Genomic DNA, 23,755 nt, shown 5'->3' with positions numbered 1-23,755 from the left:
GTTGTAGTGTATAATTATACTACAACTGTAGGGAGGTATGTGTCAAGCGGCATGTATTGTTTTCAGAAATATTATTTTCCAACTGTCTTATCTCCATTTTTCAGTCACTCAACCACGAATAAAGAATCCAGCCAACGATAAGCAGAACTACCACAAGGATATATACTCCTGTCATAAATATCTTAGCCGCGACCGCCAGCACGCCGCCGGCAATCACCAGAATCACGATTCCCAACAGGAAATCCCGGATCCGGTACTTATCCACAGCCAGAACAATGTAAACTGCCATGATCACAAAAGCGGCAATCGCGCCCGTCCATTCTCCAATCAACAGCACACGCTCCATGCTTTGATGGGTATGCAAAAAATTGTAAAAGAATCCCGGCATCCATCGCTTTCCAAACTCCCAGCCGATTGCAAAAGCTGCTACAAGCGAAGCCACGGTAAATAATAATTTTTTCATCGTTCCGTTCTCCTTCCCCTTTATTTTTCAGTCATATACTCTCTCTTCCGCCAGCGCAGCGGCAAAAATCAATGCCGGTATCCCGACGACTATGATCGCTGCCCATCCGATAAAGTACAGGGCAGCTATTACCGCCATATACACGATTGTCGGCACCGCATACATAACAGTCAGATTTCCCAGGATATTGAACAGCGAAAAGATTGTGCGGTCGCACATTATCGAATGGGCAATCATCACCAGAATAAAAAGGAAACATACAATCACTGCGATTTTGCTCCATATTTCCGGTATGGAAATCTCCAGTGTTTTACAGATGTTTTCCACTAAAAGCCAGATCGACACCGGAGTTATCCACAGGAAAGAAGTGTCTCCTTCCTCATTCTCTCTGACAGGATATAACAAAAACGAGAAAGTTCCCACAATAATTATAGCAAAGAAAATAAATTTGTTGGATTCAAAAAGTCTGTAAAGCATCTGGTTCATATTCTTTTCCTCCTGCTGTTTTTCTCATTTAAAATATTCCCAACATCTGATTCCGGCTAAAATCACACCCCAAATTGCGAAAGATGCGATCACTCCTATGCACAGCGCTCCTCTTACCCCTGCCAGAACCGCAGCGAAAAGCACCACTGATATAACAATTCTCAGCCGGATTTCAATGTCCTCGTCAGAATCCATCATCACTCCTGCCAGAAGCAGCCCAAGGACAATCAGTATCAGAAGCGCCCACCAGTGAAATTCTCCACTCTCCGTTACTAATACGCTGTTAATTTTATCTCCGAACAGCCCATCATTGAGGTATCCTTCATATGTGAATACTCCGGTTACCAGTTTTTCAAGTATCTGATCCATACTCATTCTCCTCTCCTTCTTTTTCTCACAGTTATCCATTGATTTCTGTAATTACAGGATAACTTCCCCGGATGAAAAAAACGGGTATAAAACCCATCGTTTTTCTCTTCAATGATATACATGCCGCCAAAACATGGTATAATAGCTGTGTTTCATACATTCAGAGTGGTGTTTCCACTCCCTGCAGAAGATAAACGTTCAGGAGGCGCGGAAAATGTCGAATGATAACACTTACTATCTCAATACTCTGGAGCAGTCAAAATCGGATAAACTGAAATATTTTTTCGTATACGACATGGCTGTCCAGGAGGTAATTTTAAAAAAGATGTTGGAAAAATCCGCCGGATATCTGGAATATACCAAGATGTCCGACTGCCTGAAGATCGTTCTTAATCATGAGAACTTTCATCTGAAACAGGCGGACGCCAGTCTGATCGGTGCTGATTCCAAAAAAGAAGCCGGAAGGCATTATATTGAAAAAACCACTTATCAGCCCGGAGAAGAATCCTGGCAGAATTATCTGTATACACTGAAAGGGAAGGGCTATGAGTATGTCAGCGACATATCGGATGCCTCCGGCAACAACTCGGTAAAAGCATACCAGGAGCGGAAGCAGCTGAAAGAGACAAAAAAATTATGGCAGACTCTTTTCGGAAATGCCCCCGGCGGATATACGGGAGTCGGCAGTGCAAGGAAAGAACTGACAGAGAGCGGATATGCTGATACAAAAGGGAAATCAAAAGTAAAATTTAATGCCCGGCAGAAACAGATTTATTCTCTTTTTTGCTCCGGAGCCTCTTCTGTCCGGAATCCTTTTCAGGAAACCGGAAATTGCAGGAATGTCCTCACCATGCTTGGTTTTTTTGACAAATTTCTTCCCCTATCGGCACTGGGATATATTCTCCAGAGACGGCTGAAAACTTTCCGGGAAGCAGAACCTGACACACTACCTGTCATTATCCGCGGAATCCCGCCCCTGCGCGGACTCCAGTTTGAGAACATTTACCGGATCATAAAAGCACAGGATGCAGGAATACGGATTCAGAAAACCGACGCGGGCAGCAATACAAAATATGAAATAACGAAACCCGGGATCGATTTTGGCGGCCGGGGATTCATGGGGAAAAATGAAGAAGTATTTCTGAAAGGTCAGTTTTATCCTGTCGAAGGTCAGGAAGTTAAAAACATATCTTCTTTTCAGGAGGTAAAAGAATATGAAATACCGGTATATTTTCTGCTCAACAAAGTAACCGGCTATCTCGAAAACAGATGGGCTGAGATCTGGATTCCCCTGCGTAAAACTCTTTTGCTAAAAAAGGGCTTTCACTATTCCAGTCCCTACTACAGAGAAACAGGAGCAGAAACGTGGAATGTCATTCAATGCGTGTACAAAATACGTGAGGACGAACTGGAAGAGTTTTCCCGCTGGTGCGATTCATTCGGAGATTTTGCAGCAGTTCCTTCACTTCCTCCGCTTCGGAAAGATCACAGCCACTGTGATTTCTTTAAAGTGCCTGCCGCTCCTCTGTTTACATACAATGAGGAGGATCTGGAAACAAGCGGGCTGAAAACGCCTTACCTGTTCAGCTATTACAACAGCATGGCTTCAGATCCTGAACTGAAGACCTGCCCGACACAGGAAGAACTCTGTTGGTTTGAATGGGCAGTAAGGAAGTTTCCGAATTTCTGCCGGATTTTTCTTGATCTTTCCGATCAAAAACAATATGAGGAATGGACAAATTCACTCGCGGAGATCGTCGGCGAAAAAAATCTCTTTCTCGACAGATCCTCCGGGAAAAGCTGTTTCGACGGGATCTTTCCCGACCTGGAATCCCCTGTCCAGGCAGAAAAATACCGCGAGATCATAAAAAAGATCCGGTACAGGGCATGCTGTATCACCGAAACGCGGGAAGCATCGCCATCCGGAAAGAAGGTACACCTCTGTATCCCCTACATTCTTGATATGAACTACAGCCAGTTCATGGCAGAGGACCATCCGGAACCTTTTACGATTATGGTATATGATCTGAAGGAAAAAAGAAGCTGCGCCGTGAAATATGCAGACTTTAATGTAAAAAATTCGGTCCGGCACAGCAGAGACTCCATATTTTCTCTCTCCGACAGATATTATTACCTCTGTGCATATATCATCCGCAGGCAGAACCGCAGACCCGGTACTGCAGACCATACACAATCTTTTATCAGGCGTTACGAGGATCTGCGCAAAACCGTGAAGGCTTCCCGCGTCCTTTCATCTGATATAAAACAAGATATGGAAGACCTGCTCCTGGGAAGCTTTCAGTATATTTATGAGTATATTGCGGAATCCGCTTCCGGCTGTTCTCCCAATGAAAACGAGCGCCTTTTAAACGGAGTTTCCCTCTTCCAGGAGGCTGAGATCTGGTATAAGTCAGAAATTTTAAAATTGATGAGAGAACATCTGACAAAGGATTTCAGTTTCCCCGATTTTCAGAGAGAGCTTATGGATATTCCGGAAGAAGATATCACAGATTTTCTCACCGGAAGCGGCCGTTTCTGCGCGTACCCTGAACTGGTACAGACACCGCCGGCCAAACTCCTTGCGGATAAACTAAGTGCGGTTTCAGGCTCTGCTGAACAGCCGGTAAACGAAGCCGTCTACAGCAACGAGCTGAAAAAATGCCTGGTGCGGTTTCGGCTCCTTCCCGGAACATTCCATGAAAAGAACATTGATCTTCTCTACAACTACTTCCGGGAGTTCAACTGTTTCGGACAGTATCTGAAAGAAGAAAATGACGTCCTTTTCTCCGTGGAATTTCCGAGGTTCGAGTTCCGCAGGATCCACCAGATCATGCTCGCGCTTTCATCGATCATCGACTTCGACACGATCAGCCCGAGGGAAACCGCGGAAGTTCTGCGTGCCCGGATAGAAGGGAAAGAGAGAAACAGGGAATTACTGTCCGCATGCAATTTTTGAAATTTTATACCCCTTTTTCTTCTGAAATGGAGTATCTTATTCTCAGCACACAGGCCGCACTCTGTGTAATACTGAATCAGAGATGCATAACATTTGAAGGAGGATATTAAGAAAAGAGATGAGTGAATCTGTAAAAAATGAAACCATAAGATTTGGAATGGTCCCGGACTGGAACGTGGACTCCATGGTCGCTCTTCTTCCGGAAAAAGACGGAAGATATGACCTTTACAATATTGACGGATACAGCCGTGAAAATTTTGAGGACGTCGGACTTCTGGAAAGATATTTTTCCCAGAAGATCCGGGAATGTATGAAGCACTGCGAAAATATCGACTCCGAGTTTTATGTCACAAGAAAGACTACCGACTTCTCCCTGATCGCTGTCCTGAACTGTCTGATATGGGTAAGCCGGAGTCTGACCGTATACTTCTGGGACCGGGAAGAAGAAATATACCGGGGAACTGAATTTCTGACCGGGCAGGCTGACTGTCATCCTGCCACGGACTGTTGCTTTCCCGCAGACTGCCATTGTGCATCCGGCTTCTGCCCGGAGAGTGAAGCAATCCCCTGTGTCCTGCTGAACCGGCACAACATCGGGACCTGCTCCGAACTGAACACTGCCGTCACAGATGGAAATATCATTTTTTCCGGCGACGGCCTTACCGGGGAAAATATCCCGGATGACAGGATGTTTGATTTCAGGTTTCTGTCCGAGACAGCCTCCGCTTCCCTGCAGAGGATACAGGCCAGTGCAGGTCAGAACGGGAAACATGCGGTACGGTTTTATCTCTGCGGTCTGAAACCGCTGACTGTCATCGCTGTAAATGAAGCGCGGAAACTGGGATTCTGTGTAGAGTGCATGCACTGGAATATGGACCGGGAGTCTTATTTCCCGCAAAATGTAGTTTCCTGAAATAATCCCGAAGCATCCGGGAACAGAAAGGAGGAGCAGACCATGTGTGTGCTTGCAATGTACGACGTCCGCGGGATCCAGGCATATATCTTCCGGACGAACAAAGTAAAAGATATCATCGGTGCCTCCCGGCTCGTGGAGGATATTATCCGCGACGCTTTCACGGCGTCCGCAGCAGAAGTGTTTGCCGGCAGAGCGGGGATCGTGATCACAGAATGGGAAAAAGAAGAAGGTGGAGAGATCCGCTTTTTTCAGGATAATGCAAATGAGACAGTCCTTGCCCAGATCCTGCTGATCGGAGGCGGAAATGCCTATATCCTCTACCGCAGCGAAACAGACTGCGTCGAAGTGAATAAACGGATGGCAAGATATATTCTGGACGTGACCTATTCCCTCCAGCTTGCCGTATCGAAAGTCTCCGTTACCGGAAATTATTTTGAAGATTATCTGAATGTCAGTGCAAAAATAGGCGATGTGAAAGCTTCCATGCCCTGGTCAAAACCGCTCGGTGCACTTCCTGTCACCGCAGTGGATGACGTGACGGGATATCCGCTGACATCCAAAGCAGACAGTGGGGAACTCATCAGCACGGAATCCGAGAGAAAGAGACGGCATCTTCCCCGGGAAGACAAGGATTCCAAACAGTTTGATAATCTGATCACCGAGAAAGGGGAAGAGTCTCTCCTGGCCATCGTACATATCGACGGCAACAGCATGGGCGATATGATCCGCACGGCGATGCAGTCCTTAAGCGAGACAGACCGGGCTTCTTATTCCCGTTCCATTGCCGTCATGCGTGAGATCTCCCTTTCCATCAAAAACAGCTTCGAGGGCACTTACCGGGCTATGGAAGAATATCTGTCCGACTGGCTGAAATCGGACCGCAATAAAGATCTTGACCCGAACGGAACATACCTGCGGAAGATCATCGTCGCCGGCGATGACATCACATTCGTCGTAAATGCCAGACTCGCCCTTGCTCTTACAGAATTCTTTCTCCGGGACGTATCGGCAAAATCAATTACCGTACACAGCCGGGAAAACGAACACAGCCGGAAAGGCGGATATAGCCGGGAAGACGGGCACAGTTCCGGCAAGGAATCAGATTTGCCCGGTATATCATACAATATCAGCGCCTGTGCCGGAATTGCCTTCATACACAGCCATTTTCCGTTCAGCATCGGATATGAAATTGCCGAGGCCTGCTGTAAGAGCGCCAAGGAGAGGGCTAAAGAAGAGCGGCACTGCGCAGACGGCATGATCGGGAACTGGCTTGATTTTCAGCTCTGCAGTAATGTTCAGCTCGTCAGTCTGAGCGAATACCGGAAGCGGTATTTCCGTACGGCAGAAGGGCACTCGCTTCTGAAACGGCCTTACTATGTAGATTTCCGGTTGGAAAGCATGCGGACTGAAACGCAGCAGGAAATGAACCGGAAGAACAGCGGATACTCTCTGGTGGCTTTTAAAAAGGATCTGGCCTATTTCAAAAGCCCCCGCCTGAAATTCCCCCGTTCCTCTCTCAAGAACATGCGCAACACCTATATTCTCGGGGAACAGGCCATGCAGCGGCTGACTGCGTTTGAAGTGTCCAGATTAAGACCCATGCCCGACGGCACGCAGGAAGCATTTGCTCCGGACGGCTGTGCCAAGTGGTATGACGCCCTGGAAATGCTCGATCTCTATACAGACATGGAGGAATACGATGAAAAAGCAGAAGAAGCAGAAGAATAAACAGCAGAAACTGGCCAGAGCTGAAAAGAGAGCATCAAGAGTAAATTATATCCGGATCGAACTGCTCAGCGATACCTGCTTTTCATCCGGAGAAATCTATAACAGCATGGTGGATCAGGACGTCTGCCATGACGCTCTGGGCCTTCCGGTCATCCGCGGAAAACGGATCAAAGGCTGTCTCCGCGAAGCGGCCGGGGAGCTGAAGGACTGGGGTGCGGAAATCGATGTGGAAGGGATCTTCGGATCACGCCGGGATGGAACTTCCGCCCTGTTCATCTCCGATGCGAAACCGGAAAAATACGATCGATATCTGGCTGAACTGTCAGAAACAGCAGATCCCATGCTGACCAGTCCCGGCAGAGTATTAAGCGCGTTCACCTGTGTCCGCACACAGACCGCCGTCGATGAGGATGGCATCGCAAAAGAGAGCTCTCTCCGCTCGGTCCGGGTGCTCAAAAAAGGCATGGTGTTCTTCGCACCAGTGGAATTCCGGTGCTCCGGGGCAAAAAAGCGGCTGTACATGGAACAAATGGGGCTGATCTGCAAGGCTCTGCGGCATATGGGACTGAACCGCACCAGAGGAATGGGAAGTGTAAAGGTCAGTTTTGAAACTGCCGCTTCGGAACTGTTTGCCGGAGGCGTACCGGATATTGCAGAAGCGGAATATGATCCCGGCAAAGAATACCGGCGCCTGGACTATATGATATACCTGCACGCTCCCGTATTGTGTAAAAGTGTTGCCGGCGGACAGACTGTAAGCTGTCCCTATATCGAAGGAGCAAAGATCCTGGGCATGATCGCAGAGGCATGCAGGGAAGAACCGGAGGGGAACGACGGATTTCTTGCTCTCACAGCAGACAGTTCCCTGATCTGTTCCAACGCCTACATATCCGACGGTCTTCTCCGGTTTGAGCCTTCCGACGGCTCCCTGTTCACAGTAAAGGATCATCCGGATCAGGGCAGGTGCCGTGCCGTCGAGCCCGGGATGACGGAAAACATCGGGATCGAAAAGCTTACGCCCCTTGACGGAAAATATATCCACTATGACGGATATAAGGCTTCTGTCAAAAATGTAGATATGGAGATCCGCTATCACCATTCCCGGCCGGAGGACAAGTCCATCGGACATGTCACATCCGCCGACCCGGAAAATCAGATGTATCAGATCGAAAGTATCTGCGCCGGGCAGATGTTTGCCGGATATGTCCTCGGGACGCCCCGGCAGATCCGGCAGATATATGAACTGTTTCACAGAAAAACACGGTACCGGATCGGCTACAACCGCTCCGCAGAATATGGAGACGTCTCCGTCCGGATCACCGGTCTGTCTGAGGAACCCGTAAAAGGCGGAGCCGGGGAATGCGCGGATACAGCCCCGGATGCAGCCCTGCCGGCCGGCCGGTTCCTGCTGCGTCTTGTCTCCCCTGTGATCCTGCGCAGGAAAAACGGCATGGCCGCTCCGGATGAAAGGGTATTGCTGGATCAGCTGACAGAAAAGCTGAGATCAGCTCTCGCAGAAGAAAATGAACCGGGAAACGGGAACGCGGATCTCACGCTTTCTGTAGAAAAGCGTTTTCTGAAATTTACAGAGATCGGTGGTTATAACGTCACATGGCATGCAAGGAAGCCCACGCTCCCGGTGTTCGACAAAGGCACCGCTTTCCTGATAAAAAGCAGCCGTCCGCTCTGTCTCTCCATGATCAACCGGATCTGGCTGGGCGAACGCACGATGGAAGGATACGGGGAACTCCGCGCAGTACCGGTCCCGGAGCAGTACTGCTTTGAGATCGCGGCTGTCCGGGGAATACCGTCTGCGCCATCCCGTCCCGACAATGGTTCGTCAGACATGATGATATACCTGAACCGGAGCTATGCAGAGGAGACCGTCCGCGCGTCTGCCCTGGCCTGCGCGGAAAAGATATGGCCATCTTTAAGTTACAGGGGAAACATAAACACTGTGGTAAACCAGCTGGCGCTGATGCTGAAAGAATCCGGCAGTTATCCCGCTTTCCACAGCGCCATGGAAGCCCGGTATAACCGGCGTCTTGACAGCAAGCAGGAAAAACTCCTGACTGCCCGGGAAATCTGTATGTTTTCCGCTGCCAGGATCCGTGAAATACTTCCTCCCTCTCTTCCCATCCAGGTGGAAGACGAGGAGATCTTCAGATGGTATTTTGACGCCCTGCTCACACAGCTGAAATATAAGGTAAGACATCTGCGAAGGAGCACACAAGAAAAGGAGGCAGACAAAGATGAGCGTTAATCCGATCATAGAAAAGATCATCTGGCAGATACAGCTCCGCCTGGAAGAGCCATTATGCGTTTCCGTAGGAGGCAGTGTTGCCACAGATATGGACGTGATCAAGGATTTCGACGGACATCCCTTCATCCCCGGAAGCTCGCTTGCTGGTGCCTTCCGGCATTATCTGGAGGAATGCGGCGGCGATACCTGCCTTTTCGGCGAAGGTTCCGGCGATAACAGCCGTATGAGTCCGCTTTTTATCTCGGACGTCACTTTTGACACAGAGGGAAATATCCTGGAAGAGAGAGACGGCGTCTGCCTTGAGAACAAGCAGGCCAAAGACGGGGGCAAGTTCGACATGGAAATCGTAAAAGCAGGAACTTCCGGCAGCTTGGAGCTCGAACTGAACATCCGGAAAAATGACGGGAACGGGAAGGGCGCCGTCTGGGAACAGCAGATCTCCCTGATCCTCTCCGGGCTCCACAGCGGAGAGATTCTCCTTGGCGCAAAGAAGACACGCGGGTTCGGGAAGCTGTCTCTGACCGGTATCCGGCGCAGGACCTTTTCCAGGGACAATCTGAAAGAATGGCTGGACTACACTCCCGGGGACAGATCCGGATTTTCCTCCATTGATCCGGATTCTTTGAACACTCCGGGCACAGAAGGAGCCGCAAAGCCGGAGCTTTTCGCGAGCGCGGTGATCCCCCTTGAACTGACCGGCGGGATCAGCATCCGCAGATACTCCGCCCAAACAGAAGAAGCAGATTATGAGACACTGACCATGAAGACACCGGATGGAACGGTAAACGCCGTGATCCCCGGAAGCAGCTGGGCCGGCGTGATCCGCTCCCGCGCAGGTGAAATCCTGACAGGGCTTGGCGTGCCGGAAGTCACCTGCCTCCTCCGGGAATGGTTCGGTTATGTGGATGAAGTGAACCATACTGCCAGACGCTCTGTGGTCACGGTCAGCGAAAGCCGGATCCGGGGCGGTGAAGAACTGGACGTCGTGCGGAACCGCATCGACCGCTTTTCCGGAGGAACGGTGAAAGGGCATCTCTATCATGAGCGGGCTTATTTCCGGGGAACCCTTTCCCTGTCTCTCAGAGTCCGGAGATCCTGTCCCGACTGGCAGGCTGTCTGCGGACTGCTGATCCTTGTCATAAAGGATATTGAAAACGGCTATCTTCCCGCAGGTGGTCAGACCGCTGTCGGAAGAGGGATCTTTGCATCCGCCGGACGCGAAAACCGGCTCTTCGAAGGGGAAGAGGACGGATACCTGCACGCTCTTGCCGAATTTGTCATGGAAAGGAAAAACAGCTATGGAATGTCAGATACATTATGACCTGGTCCCGCCGGAAGGGATCCTGCTGGCTTACTTCCGCATGGGGATCGTGTTTTCTCCTTATAGAAAAACAGGGGAAATGATCGAAGTCTCACCGGAATGGGCAGACCATCTCCACCGGGAGGAGGATCCGCTCCTGGAACTGCATCTGTTCGACGAAGAGAGGGAATACCGCCTGTTCCGGGACGCGGACGGGAAATACGCCCAGGATGTGGTGTCCGACACAGACCAGGCCGGGAAAGATCTCTATACCGAAGAGATGTACCTTGAGAAACCGTATGCATCCGTCTGCCGGAAGCTCCGCGTAGTCAACTATATCAGCTATACCGACGAGGGGATGCTTGAGATCACCAACTACCGTCTGTCTCCGGCAGAAAGTGAGACTGCCGGAAAAGAGAGGGGAAAAGAAAGGGGGACCAAAAATGGCTGAAAACAGAAAAAATCAACCACATACCGGCCGGTTTATCAACCCCTATATTTTTTACCCGACCTCAAGCAGGGAACCTGCATATTCCGATGCGGGAGAAGAAAGAGTAAGCGGGAAGATCACCACCGTGATCCGCACGGAAACACCACTCTTTATCCCCAACTCCGGGACCGACCATGCCTTCCGCGTGCCGGACGCCCCCGAGGAGCATAAAAGCTATGACTTCTTTACATACAGCAGCGCCAGAGAAGATATGCCCCTGGGAGAGCCGAACACGAAAGAGCCTGTCATCCCCGGGAGCGAGATCCGCGGAATGATCCGCAGTATCTACGAAGCACTCACAGATTCCTGTTACAGTTCCGTCACCGACGGCGAGCCCCTCTACAAACGGACCAGCGACCATTATACTCCGGCGTTGATCCGCAGAACGGCTGACGGGAAATTTGAACTTGTGACCAGGGTGAATGTCCATAAAGTCAGCCTGAACATGCTGAACCGCATCCGTGGACTCTCTGACGGGCAGAAAGTATATTTGCAGACCGAAGCAGTAAAGAAACAGGTTCCCGCCAAAAACAGAGGATTCCAGGAGATCACGCAATACAGGATCACCGGTATCAGCACAGAACAGACAGCGGATACTGACAGAGAAGGCTATGTGATCAAAGGCGAAGTCGGTCCTTCCGAAATGCCCCGCCCCAAATCCAAAGGCCGAATCATCGAGCTGAAAAAACAGCCCCCGGACGGGATGCCGCAGACAGAGGAGCCCGTCTTTCTCTCCCGGGAAGACCTGGCTTCCCTGGATCAGGTCCTGAAGACCTATGCAGATGAAAAGATCAATCAGAACCGGGAGAAAGGCCACCACGGCTATCAGGAGTACCGAGCAGCCTGGGAGGCATTTAAAACCGGAAATGCAGGGGAATATATGCCGGTATATTACTCCAGAATCCGCGGAGATTCCGCCTCCATTTACTATCTCTCCCCTGCATGTATCACCAAAGAAGCTTACCGGAATACTGTGGGAAAGATTCTTCAGAGACATGGAAATCTTAAGCCCTGCTCCGATCCCTCAGATCTGTGTCCCGCCTGCACTCTGTTCGGAATGATCGGGCAAAACGGCGGACGCGCCTCCTCCGTTCGTTTTGCAGATGCACGGTACGTCGCGCCCGGGACAGCCGGTTCAGATGACAGCATGCCGGATGACGGGGCGTCCGTCCGCCGGGATACCGACCGGGAGAGTCCTGACTGCTATATGGAGCCGGTCACGCTCCAGGAGCTCTCCCAACCTAAGATCTCCTCGGCAGAATTCTATCTGAAGAAGCCGGAGAATGCCCGGTTCTGGACCTATGACTATAAGGTGACAGAAGATGGACACCTGGAACTCTGCCCGCACGAGATCGAGATCGCCGGACGGAAATTCTACTGGCATTCAAAACTGGATATCGACGCCGAAAAAGCACCCGGGAAATTCTTTCCCAAGGTTCTGCCCGGGGAGAGAAACAGGACGGTTCGCCCCGTAAAGCCGGGAACCGTATTTACAGAAGACATTTATTTTGACAACATTACAAAAACCCAGCTCCGGCAGCTCATCACGATCCTGAATATCAGCAGTACCGGGGAACGGGGATATAAATTGGGAACCGGGAAACCGCTGGGACTCGGCAGCATCTCCATGAACGTTTCCGAATGCCGGATCCGGACGATCCGGCTGAATGAGGCGGAACGCTCCATCTCCTATCTGGAACAGTCATATAAAGAGTTCATGGATGAGGAGATCCCATCCTTTGACGCAGGCGCCGGTGCGCTCCGGAATATGCGTTTCGAGGAGGAGAATGTGAAGCTTCTCCTGAAGATTTCCGATTTCCATGCCGCAGACGGATTTACCGTAACCTATCCCGCCACCGGGGAACAGCTGCAGGATGTTCAGAGCGGAAAGCCGCTGGACGAAGGCTTCAGATGGTGGACACTGAACCGGGGCGGACGTATCGAAACCCGGGATAAAATGAGGTTCAGATCATCTCTTCCGACACTTGGCGAAGATGACGTTTCCCTGCCCGCAGATCAAGAGCAGAATAATCCCAGTTCCGGAGCAGAATGAACGCAGTTCCCCGAACAGAATGAACGGGGATCAGAAACAGATCAGAAAAGGAGCCCTTATGGAACAGAAAAAAATGACTTTCGATATTCCCTATATCCGCCTGGGATTTTACGCGGAGATGCTCGCAGACACACGGCTCCCCGCCTCAAAAGTATCTGCCCTGCGCGGCGGAATGGGGGAAATGCTGCTCCGGCAGAACTGTGTCAACGACAGGAAATGCGACGGATGCATGTTCCATCAGGCATGTCCTGTCTACCGCACGCTCTACACTCCCATGGACCCAAAGCCCCGCTATGTAACCGGTCAGGAAAGCGTCGGTTACCTGCTCGAGTGCAGCGACCGCTCTGAATTTATGAGAAAAGGGGACCGCCTTGTATTCCACCTGGTCCTCTTCGGCGAGAGCATCGTCTACTTCAATCTGTATCTGCAGGCATTCGCCCTCCTGGGCATGAGCGGTCTTGGGAGCGCCCGTACACAGTTCCGGATCGCGGAAGTCCGTAATACGGAAGGCGGGAAGATCGTCAGCGGGAATCATGTTGACATGGGAAAATACCGGTATTCTCTGGTCAGCGACTATATAAAGAGAAGGAAGGCAGAACTCGGTTTCTGCGATGGGAAATACCGCCTTACTTTCACCGCTCCCCTGGCCATGAAATACCAGAAAGAATACATGAACCGCTTCTACGCGGAAGCCCTTGTAAAAGGGGCTGCCCGCAGGGTGCAGATGCTGAACTATTATATCGGAAACGACGCTGATCTTCCGGAATTTTCCAGGTATCCCGTGATCCGTTCCCAGACTGTGAGAAAAGAATCTGTAAAACGGTATTCCCATACCCAGGGCGGTCCGGTCACTCTGCGCGGTATTTCCGGGCAGGTGTTCTTTCAGGATATGCCGGAGGAATGTCTGAATTATCTGATCGCCGGGGAGCTGACTCACATGGGGAAATGCAGCAGTTTCGGGTTTGGGAAGTATTATTTGGAGCAGGACCGCTTTTATTTGCAGGAAAAATAACGTATAATGAACTGTAAAAGGCAGGTGAAAGATCATGGCAAGAATTATCGGTATCGGTTTACAGGATTTTTCAGAAATCCGGAAAGATAATCTCTTTTATATAGATAAAACACGTTTTATCAAAGAATGGTGGGAATCCAGAGATAAGGTGACTCTTATCACCAGACCACGGCGTTTCGGAAAGACACTGACCATGAGCATGGTCGAACAGTTCTTTTCTACTGCATATGCGGGGAATGAAAATTTTAGAGAAACGGACGTCTGGAAAGATCCGGCATACCGGGAACTTCAGGGAAGTTTCCCGGTCATCTCACTTACCTTCTCTTCAATCAAAGAGAAAAATTATGAAGAGGCCAGGGAAAAGATTTGTTCTACGATCCAGATGCTGTATCAGAACTACCGCTTTCTTCTCGAAGGAGATACTCTGAGCGAAAAGGAAAAATCTGAATTCAATCAGGTGTCTTCCGGCATGAGGGAGTATGAAGCATCACTTACCCTTCAGAAATTATCGTGTTTTCTTTACCGCTATTATGGCAGGGAGGTCATACTTCTGTTAGATGAATATGACACCCCCATGCAGGAGGCTTATGTGAAAGGCTACTGGCAGGCACTTGCAGACTTTGTCAGGAATCTTCTGAACGCCTCTTTTAAAGACAATCCTTATCTGGAAAGAGGGATTATGACAGGGATTACCCGGATCAGTAAAGAATCTATTTTTTCAGATTTAAACCATCTGGAAGTTGTAACAACTACCTCGGATAAATATGCAGACTGCTTCGGATTTACAGAAAAGGAAGTGACAGATGCATTAAAAGAATACGGACTGGAAAACCGATTAGCTGAGGTAAAGAAATGGTATGATGGTTTCTGTTTCGGCGTTTACAAAGATATCTATAACCCCTGGTCTATCCTGAACTATCTGGATAAAAAGAAAGCTGCGCCATACTGGGTAAATACGAGCAGTAATCATCTGATCGGGAAACTTCTTCAGGAAGGCGACCGGCGGATAAAAGAATCTTTCGAAAAACTGTTGAACCGGGAATCTATTTATACCGAGATTGATGAACAGATTGTATATGATCAGCTGGATCTGGACGAAAATGCTGTCTGGAGCCTGATGCTTGCAGGCGGATACCTGAAAGTGAAAAGTAAAAGCGTCCGCGAAACCGCAAGCGACTGGGAGGCGCTCTACGAGCTGTGCGTTACAAATTTTGAAGTACTTATTATGCTCAAAAAACTGGTGCGTGGCTGGTTCGCATCCACAGCATCTAATTATAACGATTTTATTCATGCACTTTTGCAGGGTGATACAAAAGCCATGAATGTCTATATGAACCGGATTGCCTCATCCGTATTCAGTTATTTTGATACAGGGAACAAGCCTTCGGAGTCCACAGAACCGGAACGCTTGCACGCTGTGAAAGCGACCACTAAGGGTCTGACAGGACCAGACCCAAGTGTCTGCTTTTATCACGGCTTTGTCCTTGGTCTGATCGTTGAACTCGAAGATAAATACCGCATCACCTCGAACAGGGAGAGCGGTTTCGGGCGTTATGACGTACTGATCGAGCCAAAGGATACTGCCGATCCTGCGATCATCATTGAGTTCAAGGTTCAGGAATCAGAAGAAACGGATCTTTCGGAAACTGTAAGCTCGGCTCTAAGGCAGATTGAAGAGAAAAAATATGCGTCTGCATTAACTGCGCGCGGCATCCCGACTGACAGAATCCGGAAATATGGTTTTGCATTTTGCGGAAAGAAAGTACTGATCGGAACAGAAAAGACGAAATAACTCCAGGAGGGAATATCCATGATCTACGCAGTCAGTGATATACACGGATGTTATGAGCAATACAAGGAGCTTCTTAATAAAACCGGCTTTTCCGGCAACGATACTCTGTATGTCCTTGGAGACGTACTGGACAGAGGACCCGAGCCTATCCAGATCCTGGCGGATATGGCAGGCAGATATAACGTCATCCCGCTCATCGGCAATCATGAATACATGGCTCTCTCTGTCTTAAAAAGCCTGATGAAAGAGATCACAGAAGATAATTATGATAAAGTCCTGAATCAGAACTTTATGAAAAGTTATCAGTACTGGCTCTCCAGCGGAGGGCAGGTCACACTGGATCAGTTCCGGAAACTGAATCCGGATGATAGAGCATTTCTGTTGGACTATCTGGAAGAGTTCCAACTGTATAATGAATTTACTCTGAATGGGGAAAAGTATGTTCTGGTACATGCGGATATTGCAGGAGAAGAGAAAGACCGACCACTTGAAAACTGTGGTATTGAGGATCTTATCTTTACCCAGGCGGACTACAGTAAGATATACAGCAGTTCCTATTATCTTGTAACCGGGCATACCCCTACGTTCAAGATCGATATGGAATATGCCGGGAAGATATACCGGAAAAACAGACATATCGCAATCGACTGCGGCTGCGTGTGGGGGAAGGATCTGGGGATGTATTGCTTTGATACGGGAGAATGTATTTACAGTTCGGCAAGAGAAAAGTAAGGTATGATAGGCAAGAGAAGATATAAAAGATCAGAAGGCGGGAGTAATTTTTGCAATAAGTTTTCTGGAAAGTTTGTATTTGCAAGAGGTTTCGGCGGGTACTGTGGAAATGAGAAAAATCCGTTTAGGGTATTAACACAGGTGATTTGTTAACAACTTCCGGCATAAAGCTTCCGTGGAAATGAGAAAAAGTCGGGTTAGGTTAGGATATTATACTGTCTCTCCGTCCCCAGTTGGTACAGTGAAAATAAGAAAAATCCATACAGGATCTTATTCCTCAAAAAGGCAAAGAACCTTATACCACTATTTCCTTCCCCTCTTTCCTGCCCTACAAGCTGCCAGTCCCCAAAGTAGTCCTTTTATCAAGCAAATGACATAAAATTTATGCAAAAAAAGGTTCAACAGATAAACATATATTTGAGAAATAACTGCGAACAACAAATACATGGGTGGAAGAATCTGGGGATGTACTGTTTTGATACAGGGGAATGTATTTACAGTTCAGCAGACAAAAGTATGCCATGAAGTGCATGGGACTATTGGATGAATCAGAAAGACAAAAGTAATCTTTACAATAAGTTTTTTGGAAAAATACTTTAAGTAGATTAAGAAGTACGATATAATAAGCTTGTGTTGGTGATTGAGGAAGCAGTAAAATACAAACAGGTTATGAATGTGCCAGAAAATGATGAGAAACACTTTTTTCAGAAAATTCAGATAAATATCTACAAAAAGTTGTCTGGTAAATCAGTGTTTTTCAAGGAGTTTCAGCGGGTACTGTGGAAATAAAAAAATCCGTTTAGGGTATTAACACAATTTATAATCTTGTTCCTTCGCCCATCCTTGTTTTATATAAAAAATGAGAAAAATCCATACAAGATATTATTCTTCTAAAAAAAGCAAACAACCATATAGCATTAGCAGCCTCCCACATTTAGTCATAAACACAACTTACTCCTTCCCCATCCCCCCCCACTTAGAAAGAACCATTCCAAATCCGGTTCTTTCTGTTTTTATCCCATTTTTCTCCTTTCCTGAGCTTCAATCTACCGTCCCTAGAGTAAGCCCTTTTATATCAAGTAGACAGCTTAAAATTTATTCAGGAAAAGAGCCCGACAGATAAACATATATTTAAGAAATAACTGCGAACAACAACTACATGGATGGCAGAATCTGGGGATGTACTGTTTTGATACGGGGGAATGTATTTACAGTTCGGCCAGAGAAAAGTAATGGATGGAATGCAAGGGAAGATATAAAAAATCAGGAAGGCGGGAGAAATCTTTGCGATAAGTTTTTGGAAAAATACTTTAAGTAGATTAAAAAGTACGCTATAATAAGTTTATGTTGGTGATTGAGTAAGTAGTAAAAATATGAACAAACTATGAACATGCCAGAAAATGATGGAAAAGAACATTTTTTCAGAATATTCAGACAAATGCCTGCAAAAAGTTGTCTGGAAAGCCTGTATTTGCAAGAGGTTTCGTCGAGTACTGTGGAAATGAGAAAAATCCGTTCAGGGTATTAACACATGTCAATACTAGCAATTACAAAGATTTTTTTCCGTGGAAATGAAAAAAATCCGTTTAGGATATTTACACTCAAAATGCTTATATACCACATCTTGAAGTAAGAGAAATAAGTCCCTCTATACAGGGCATTAGTATACTTGCGTCACTCTTTTCTTTGCTTCTATTTCAGAACATTTTAAGAAAACGGCAGAAAATATTCCCATTTCGGAATATTCCTTGCCGTTTTCTTCATAATATGCCAATACGGAAACATAAAATCATAGAAAGAAGCTGTCCATAGTCAAAAGAGTAAAATATCTGCGCCACTACCTTTTAGTATGCTTGTTTAGGCGATATCGCTAATTTATGTTTTCCGGACAGCCCCTTATTCTTAACGTTCCTTTTCAATTATTCGATTCGTTTCGCCTCCACTGTGATTTCATTCCCATCCAACTCTATCTCCATCCAGTAATCCCGTATCAGACATCCCTGGTGCCAATCCTGAAGAGAGTAGATTTCCTGTGTTTTAAAATCTATCAGACAGAGTGGAACCGCTTCTTTCTTTTCGTGTCTCCATTTGCGGAACTCCAGAGATTCCAGTACTTTATCCAGGCATTTCTGGCAGAGATGTTCCCGGATGTTTTCCATTTTCAACTGATAATTCTCTGGCAATGTTACTTTTACAGATACCATTGAACCATGAAAATTACTTTCTATGGAATAAATAAACTCTCCCGTGTTCCCAGAAGTAGAATTATTACAGCCATCTCCACTTGCCTCATTTCCGTTTTCACCATAGCATTTCAGAGGAAACTCCAAAACATACCAATCATTGAGTGATATCAATCCTATCGTATCAAATGTCCGGTAATAGTCCGCCAGGCTATCATCGCTGCTTCCACAGATGTAGCAGGTTCCTTGATCCTCCAATCTGGATTGAATGCCCTCATAAACAACATCTTCCATACCGCCGCTTCTGATCCATTTTTCATATAGCTCATCCTTAAAATATGCCCCCAAAACCAATAATATAAATCCACTGGTCATCAGCCAGAAGAGGCTCGCCCTGATCCGGTAATACTTCTTTTCTCTCTTCGCCCACATCCTGCGTTCCTTTCCAAAATTTAGTGTACTTAAAACAAGTCCATTTGTCACATTATACCACTGTACGTACTTAAAATGTACTTACTTTAACAAACTTATTCTGTACTTAACGTATCAGACAGTAGGAGGCATTATGGAAAAAGATAAGCATATCGGTTTACGCATTGACGCAGAAACGCATAAAAAGCTGAAAAGCCTTGCAGAATTCGACGGGCGCTCTATGAACGGTGAGATTCTCTACTTGATCCGCCAGGCAATCGCACAACATGAGCATAAACATGGCGAATTAAAATGATTTTGGCATTGTTGTACCTTACAATTTTAATATGATTTTATTTTTGTCAGTTTATACAATTACAATATTTTGTCCGAAGACGCTTTATGCAGATTACGAAGTACGATATAATAAGCTTATGTTGGTGATTGAGTAAGTAGCACAAATATGAACAAACTATGAATATGCCAGAAAATAATGAGAAAGCACATTTTTTCAGAATATTCAGACAAATACCTGCAAAAAGTTGTCTGGAACGCCTATATTTGCAAGAGGTTTCGGCGGGTACTGTGGAAATGAGAAAAATCCGTTTAGGGTATTAACACCTTTCAAACTCCAAATATAGCTTAAGTTCGTCCGTGGAAATGAGGAAAATCCGTTTAGGGTATTAACACACTGTTTTTATCATCACTATATTGGGTTACATGGAAATGAGAAAATCCATGCAAGACATTACTCCTCTGAAAAAGGCAAAGAACCATATACCACTATTTTCTTCCCCCCACTTAATCACCAACACCCTTTTTCCTCCCCATCACATCCCCACACAGAAAGAGCCGTCCCCAAATCCGGTTCTTTCTGTTTTTTATACCCTTTTTTACCCCTGTCCTACGCTACAATCTACCTGTCCCCAAAGTACGCCCATTCATCAGGGCACCAAAACCATTTCACCAAAGGAGGTTGTAACATGGGCAACACACAGAATGGAAACACCGAAAACAACAAACTAAACTGGAAAAAGATCGGCCTGCTTCTCTTTATCCTGGCAGTAATCATTGCCCTCCTTCTTCTCGAACCATCCGATGACAGCAGCGAGGGAACCGTTTCCGGCTTATCCGAACCGGAGCAGGTGCAAAATGCATGCGAAGACTTTCTCTCTGCCTTTTGCCAGAGCGACGCATCCACAGTAACAGAACTTCTGGCTGATGCATCTTACGGAAGTGATATCAGCCTGAGCGGATATCCGGAGATCGCAGGGAAAGAGATGACCTGGCAGCTCGGCGAGGTCACGAAAGCAGAGGAAGCAGAATCCGATCAGCCCCGCTATTACGTTCAGGCGGAGATTACATCACTTGATTTGCCCACCCTGGCAGGGGATGAGAGTTTTCTCACACGGACCGCACAGAGCGATGTCCTCACAGCACTGCAGGAAGTAATTGCGGAGGGCTCCGCACCGGAGAAAACCTACGAAGTACAGGTCCAACTGATCCGGGAAAATGAGAACTGGAAGGTGCGGATGGATAATTCTCTCTCTGACGCACTGCTCGGAGGGTATGTCACGTTTTACCAGGAGATGACTGATGAATTTATGGAGGTGCTTGCAAATGAAAACAAAAATAACTAAAAGACTGCTGAGTCTTATCCTGACAGCAGTAACCGCAGGTTCCGTCTTTTTCCAGGCTGGTGTCCCCGTTCTGGGTGCAGAGAGTTCTGGTACCCTGACTGTACAGGATGTTTACTCCGGCGAAGAAAAGGAACTGACCGTAAAGCTCCTCTCCACAGACAGCGGGGAAGGCAAAGACGCGGAGAAAGAAATCTATGCACAGGCAGATGACATTGCCTCCCTGTGCGGAGCCAAAGTCAGCAGACCTCCGGAAGGGGGAAGGATCACCTTTGACCGGAACGGATATTATGTCAACATTAACCTCACCGACGGGGAAGCTGTTCTCTCGAACAATGTGGGACGCATCTGCGAAGAGACTTTTCCTCTTTCCGGAAATAAGGATTCCGATGGAACCCTGTGGCTTCCTCTGGAGAAGACCATGTACCTGCTCAATGAAGGATGGCAGGTGAGCGGCGACAAAATCCTCATCGAGACGCCCCCGGAGACATTCTGGAATCTTGCAAACGAATATGAGAGACTGATTTCCTGCAGACCGCTCGTATCCGATCTGGTCGGCAGCAACGGATTACAGTTTATGAACAGTGAACGGTATGCCATCTGGTCGCTGGCAGATGAAATAGACTACCGCTTATTTGTTCCGTTTATTGGAGATACCCTGATCGAAAATGAGAAATACAGCGACGCCTTTTATCTGCTTGGCGATGAGACCGCAGATCTGATCGAGGATGAATCCCGTGTGGCAGCGCAGCTCGGTAATGCCGTCTCCGTACTTCGGGATGGTGCGGAGAACATGTCCGCCGCATATTCCCTGCCGCAGACAGTCTCCGATGTGAGCGGATTTTTCTCCGAGATAGCAGAGCGTCCGTTCAACCGCTGGGAAGACATCAAAGACCCGGCAGTGGCGGAGATCATTTCCGGTGAAAAGGTCTGGTCCGCAATCGGAGACGGACTTTCCATTATCGACGCCGGTTTTAATGTGGCCGATCAGCTTGCAACCGTGGAGGCATGGAGTGAAAGTTTCACTGCACAGCTTAATTCATTAAGGCGGGCAGATATAAGCTGGGTGACGTCCGGGAAGGAAACTGCTGCGCGGATCCGGGATATAGCGGGGGATCTGTACAGTCTGAATCAGGATATGCCCGGTGCTGTCCTCGAGAAATACATCTCTTCCAGCGCTGATGTGACACTTGAGATTCTCTTTGAGAAGTATCCTCTTGGCGGAGTCGTATCGCTGATCAGCACCGCAGCGCGCATCGCCGGCGAAGTTTCACCGGGATTTGCCTCAGGTCTGACCATGGGAGATGATGCTTTTCTCGGGAAATGTCTGATCGACATCTCCACCCTTGCCACCAATAACTGTTCTGACCGGCTGAATGCCCTGATAGATCAGGCCGAAACCACAAAAGAAAAACTGTCCGAAGCCCGGGCGGCATATATCCTGATGATCCGCTCCTACCTGCATTCCTGGGATAAAATGCTCTCCGTAAATGAGCGGGACGCCGTTTATCACAAATCTGACTCTGCAGCACTGAAAAATCTGAAAGATTATGCCTATGCCCTGTCGGTGCGGATGACTGCTTCCGAAAAATATGACAATACCCTGATTCTCTGCTCTGATTACAGCAACCTTTACAACGACGATATGGACGAGGGAGGAATAAGGGAACGGATTCCTTCATCCATCATCAAAATCAGCACAGATGGGAACGCTTCTGCGGACAGCTCATCCGGCAATCACTCTGACGACAGTTCCGACCGTAATTCTTCCGATACGTCAGGTGAGGATACACAGGAAAATCCAAACCGTACCCAGGCAAGTCTTTCCGTAGGGGACAGCACTGCCGGGATGGCAAAAAGAGGAGACAATGCAGTGATATACTCTCCCGTATATGCACAGCCGGGTTCTGTACAGGAATGCACGTTTTTTGAAAATGTCCTGACGCCGGGAGCGACTCTGGAATATTCCGTGGAAGGGGATATTTCCAATGTTCTCGTATGCAGTGATGACACCGCTTATTTTATCATGGACAACTGTCTGTACCGGTACACTTACGGCGGTACGGAAGAGCTTCTTTTATCCGGTGTCTCTTACGGCGAACTGATCGGCAGGATCGGGAACCGGATCTACTACAAATACGCCGGACCGGAGATGGATGTAGCGACAACCCGTCTGGCCTGCTATGATATTAAATCCGGAACGCAGCAGACCATCAACGCAGATGATCTCCAGGGAAATGTGGACGCACTGATCGGAGGGAAATATTTCTTCTATATCGGAGGGCGCACAGATATCAGCGCGCAGCCGCTCTATGAGGTCGATACCGAGACATATGGAGTAAAAAAGATCGACGATTTTGCTGTGGGTATGGTTTATGACGAATATGGCAATCTCTATTACACAGCATCCGAATCGGCGAACTATTATCCCAATCCTCTGATCGTGAAAAAATATGATGCAGAGACCGGAAAAGTTTCTGAAATCTTCCGCGAGGAATCCGCAGGAGAACTCGGTTCCATCGTCACGGCAGACCACAGGGGTATTTATTTTCAAAAATATGACGGGAATTATGTCACTCTCTTCTTCTGGAATCTGGAGGAGGCCCGCCTTGAAACAGTAAAAAGCGGAACCAATATCAAATATGTACCTGACTCGGAATACCGGAATAATTTCTACTATTCGGTCTCTTACAAAAATTCCGACGGAGAGATCACATCAGGCGAGCTGTACCGTTATCTGGGAGATGGAGAAGATACTCTGCGGGGTGTATCTGATGGCGCAGGTCTTGTAGCGAATGAAATTTCAGGCGATATCAGAGCAGCCGCCGGGAACTGTCTGTTTTATATCGGGCACAGACAGACACTGACCGATTATCGCATTGAAGCGTTCCACGCTGTTGTGCGCAAGTAAGAAAAAGATTCCGGTCTGATCCTGTCGACTGAATTTCTGCCGGAAAGAACAGT

17 protein-coding genes are annotated in these 23,755 nt (G+C 47.8%); 13 read left to right on the top strand and 4 right to left on the bottom strand.

All coding sequences use genetic code 11. From position 1 onward, the window contains the following. Nucleotides 1-100: 100 nt before the first annotated feature. From B5F07_RS07800 to B5F07_RS07790, 3 genes are read right to left on the bottom strand one after another with little or no spacing between them, the layout of a single operon-like run. Nucleotides 101-463, bottom strand: coding sequence for a hypothetical protein (locus B5F07_RS07800; protein WP_087160717.1), 363 nt, complete (start codon nt 461-463; stop codon nt 101-103). Between the two features lie 27 nt (nt 464-490). Further along, entirely contained in the window at nt 491-949 is a 459-nt protein-coding gene (locus B5F07_RS07795) for a hypothetical protein (protein ID WP_087160716.1), read from the bottom strand. Nucleotides 950-973: 24 nt separating this feature from the next. Then, nucleotides 974-1,318, bottom strand: a complete 345-nt coding sequence (locus B5F07_RS07790) for a hypothetical protein (RefSeq protein ID WP_087160715.1) — start codon at nt 1,316-1,318, stop codon at nt 974-976. Between the two features lie 214 nt (nt 1,319-1,532). Between B5F07_RS07790 and B5F07_RS07785 the strand changes: the two genes are divergently transcribed. The 10 genes from B5F07_RS07785 (at nt 1,533) to B5F07_RS07740 (ending at nt 16,560) form a co-directional block, all read left to right on the top strand. Continuing rightward, nucleotides 1,533-4,274 (top strand): hypothetical protein, encoded by a 2,742-nt coding sequence (locus tag B5F07_RS07785; protein ID WP_087160714.1) that lies wholly within the window; start codon nt 1,533-1,535, stop codon nt 4,272-4,274. A 118-nt stretch (nt 4,275-4,392) separates the two neighbouring features. Then, the gene (locus B5F07_RS07780) at nt 4,393-5,187 is read left to right on the top strand and encodes a hypothetical protein (protein ID WP_087160713.1); all 795 of its coding nucleotides are present in this window, start codon (nt 4,393-4,395) and stop codon (nt 5,185-5,187) included. A 42-nt stretch (nt 5,188-5,229) separates the two neighbouring features. Continuing rightward, on the top strand, nt 5,230-6,918 hold the full coding sequence (locus tag B5F07_RS07775; RefSeq protein WP_087160712.1) for a hypothetical protein: 1,689 nt from the start codon (nt 5,230-5,232) through the stop codon (nt 6,916-6,918). Beyond that, complete coding sequence (locus B5F07_RS07770) at nt 6,890-9,181, top strand: RAMP superfamily CRISPR-associated protein (protein WP_162613069.1); 2,292 nt, start codon at nt 6,890-6,892, stop codon at nt 9,179-9,181. The genes B5F07_RS07775 and B5F07_RS07770 overlap by 29 nt, the downstream gene beginning before the upstream one ends. Further along, a complete protein-coding gene (locus B5F07_RS07765; protein ID WP_087160710.1) occupies nt 9,171-10,502 on the top strand; it encodes an RAMP superfamily CRISPR-associated protein in 1,332 nt (443 codons plus the stop codon). Before B5F07_RS07770 ends, B5F07_RS07765 begins: the two co-directional genes overlap by 11 nt. Then, a complete protein-coding gene (locus B5F07_RS07760; protein ID WP_087160709.1) occupies nt 10,480-10,932 on the top strand; it encodes a hypothetical protein in 453 nt (150 codons plus the stop codon). The genes B5F07_RS07765 and B5F07_RS07760 overlap by 23 nt, the downstream gene beginning before the upstream one ends. Further along, on the top strand, nt 10,925-13,024 hold the full coding sequence (locus B5F07_RS07755) for a TIGR03986 family type III CRISPR-associated RAMP protein (RefSeq protein ID WP_087160708.1): 2,100 nt from the start codon (nt 10,925-10,927) through the stop codon (nt 13,022-13,024). The genes B5F07_RS07760 and B5F07_RS07755 overlap by 8 nt, the downstream gene beginning before the upstream one ends. Before the next feature lie 58 nt (nt 13,025-13,082). Next, complete coding sequence (cas6, locus tag B5F07_RS07750) at nt 13,083-14,036, top strand: CRISPR system precrRNA processing endoribonuclease RAMP protein Cas6 (protein WP_162613068.1); 954 nt, start codon at nt 13,083-13,085, stop codon at nt 14,034-14,036. A 34-nt stretch (nt 14,037-14,070) separates the two neighbouring features. Beyond that, the gene (locus B5F07_RS07745) at nt 14,071-15,828 is read left to right on the top strand and encodes an AAA family ATPase (protein ID WP_087160706.1); all 1,758 of its coding nucleotides are present in this window, start codon (nt 14,071-14,073) and stop codon (nt 15,826-15,828) included. A gap of 18 nt (nt 15,829-15,846) precedes the next feature. After that, a complete protein-coding gene (locus tag B5F07_RS07740; RefSeq protein WP_087160705.1) occupies nt 15,847-16,560 on the top strand; it encodes a metallophosphoesterase in 714 nt (237 codons plus the stop codon). 1,919 nt (nt 16,561-18,479) lie between these two features. Here B5F07_RS07740 and B5F07_RS07735 read toward each other — a convergent pair. Then, entirely contained in the window at nt 18,480-19,175 is a 696-nt protein-coding gene (locus B5F07_RS07735; protein WP_087160704.1) for a hypothetical protein, read from the bottom strand. Between the two features lie 133 nt (nt 19,176-19,308). Between B5F07_RS07735 and B5F07_RS07730 the strand changes: the two genes are divergently transcribed. From B5F07_RS07730 to B5F07_RS07720, 3 genes are all read left to right on the top strand, one after another. Further along, nucleotides 19,309-19,470, top strand: coding sequence for an Arc family DNA-binding protein (locus tag B5F07_RS07730; RefSeq protein ID WP_087160703.1), 162 nt, complete (start codon nt 19,309-19,311; stop codon nt 19,468-19,470). 667 nt (nt 19,471-20,137) lie between these two features. Continuing rightward, a complete protein-coding gene (locus tag B5F07_RS07725) occupies nt 20,138-20,794 on the top strand; it encodes a hypothetical protein (RefSeq protein WP_087160702.1) in 657 nt (218 codons plus the stop codon). Next, nucleotides 20,775-23,702 (top strand): hypothetical protein, encoded by a 2,928-nt coding sequence (locus B5F07_RS07720; RefSeq protein ID WP_087160701.1) that lies wholly within the window; start codon nt 20,775-20,777, stop codon nt 23,700-23,702. Before B5F07_RS07725 ends, B5F07_RS07720 begins: the two co-directional genes overlap by 20 nt. Nucleotides 23,703-23,755: the final 53 nt, after the last annotated feature.

The sequence above is a fragment of the Lachnoclostridium sp. An169 genome, from assembly GCF_002160525.1.
In the GTDB taxonomy this organism is placed as follows: domain Bacteria; phylum Bacillota; class Clostridia; order Lachnospirales; family Lachnospiraceae; genus Mediterraneibacter; species Mediterraneibacter cottocaccae.
This window is presented reverse-complemented; position numbering and strand designations above follow the sequence as displayed.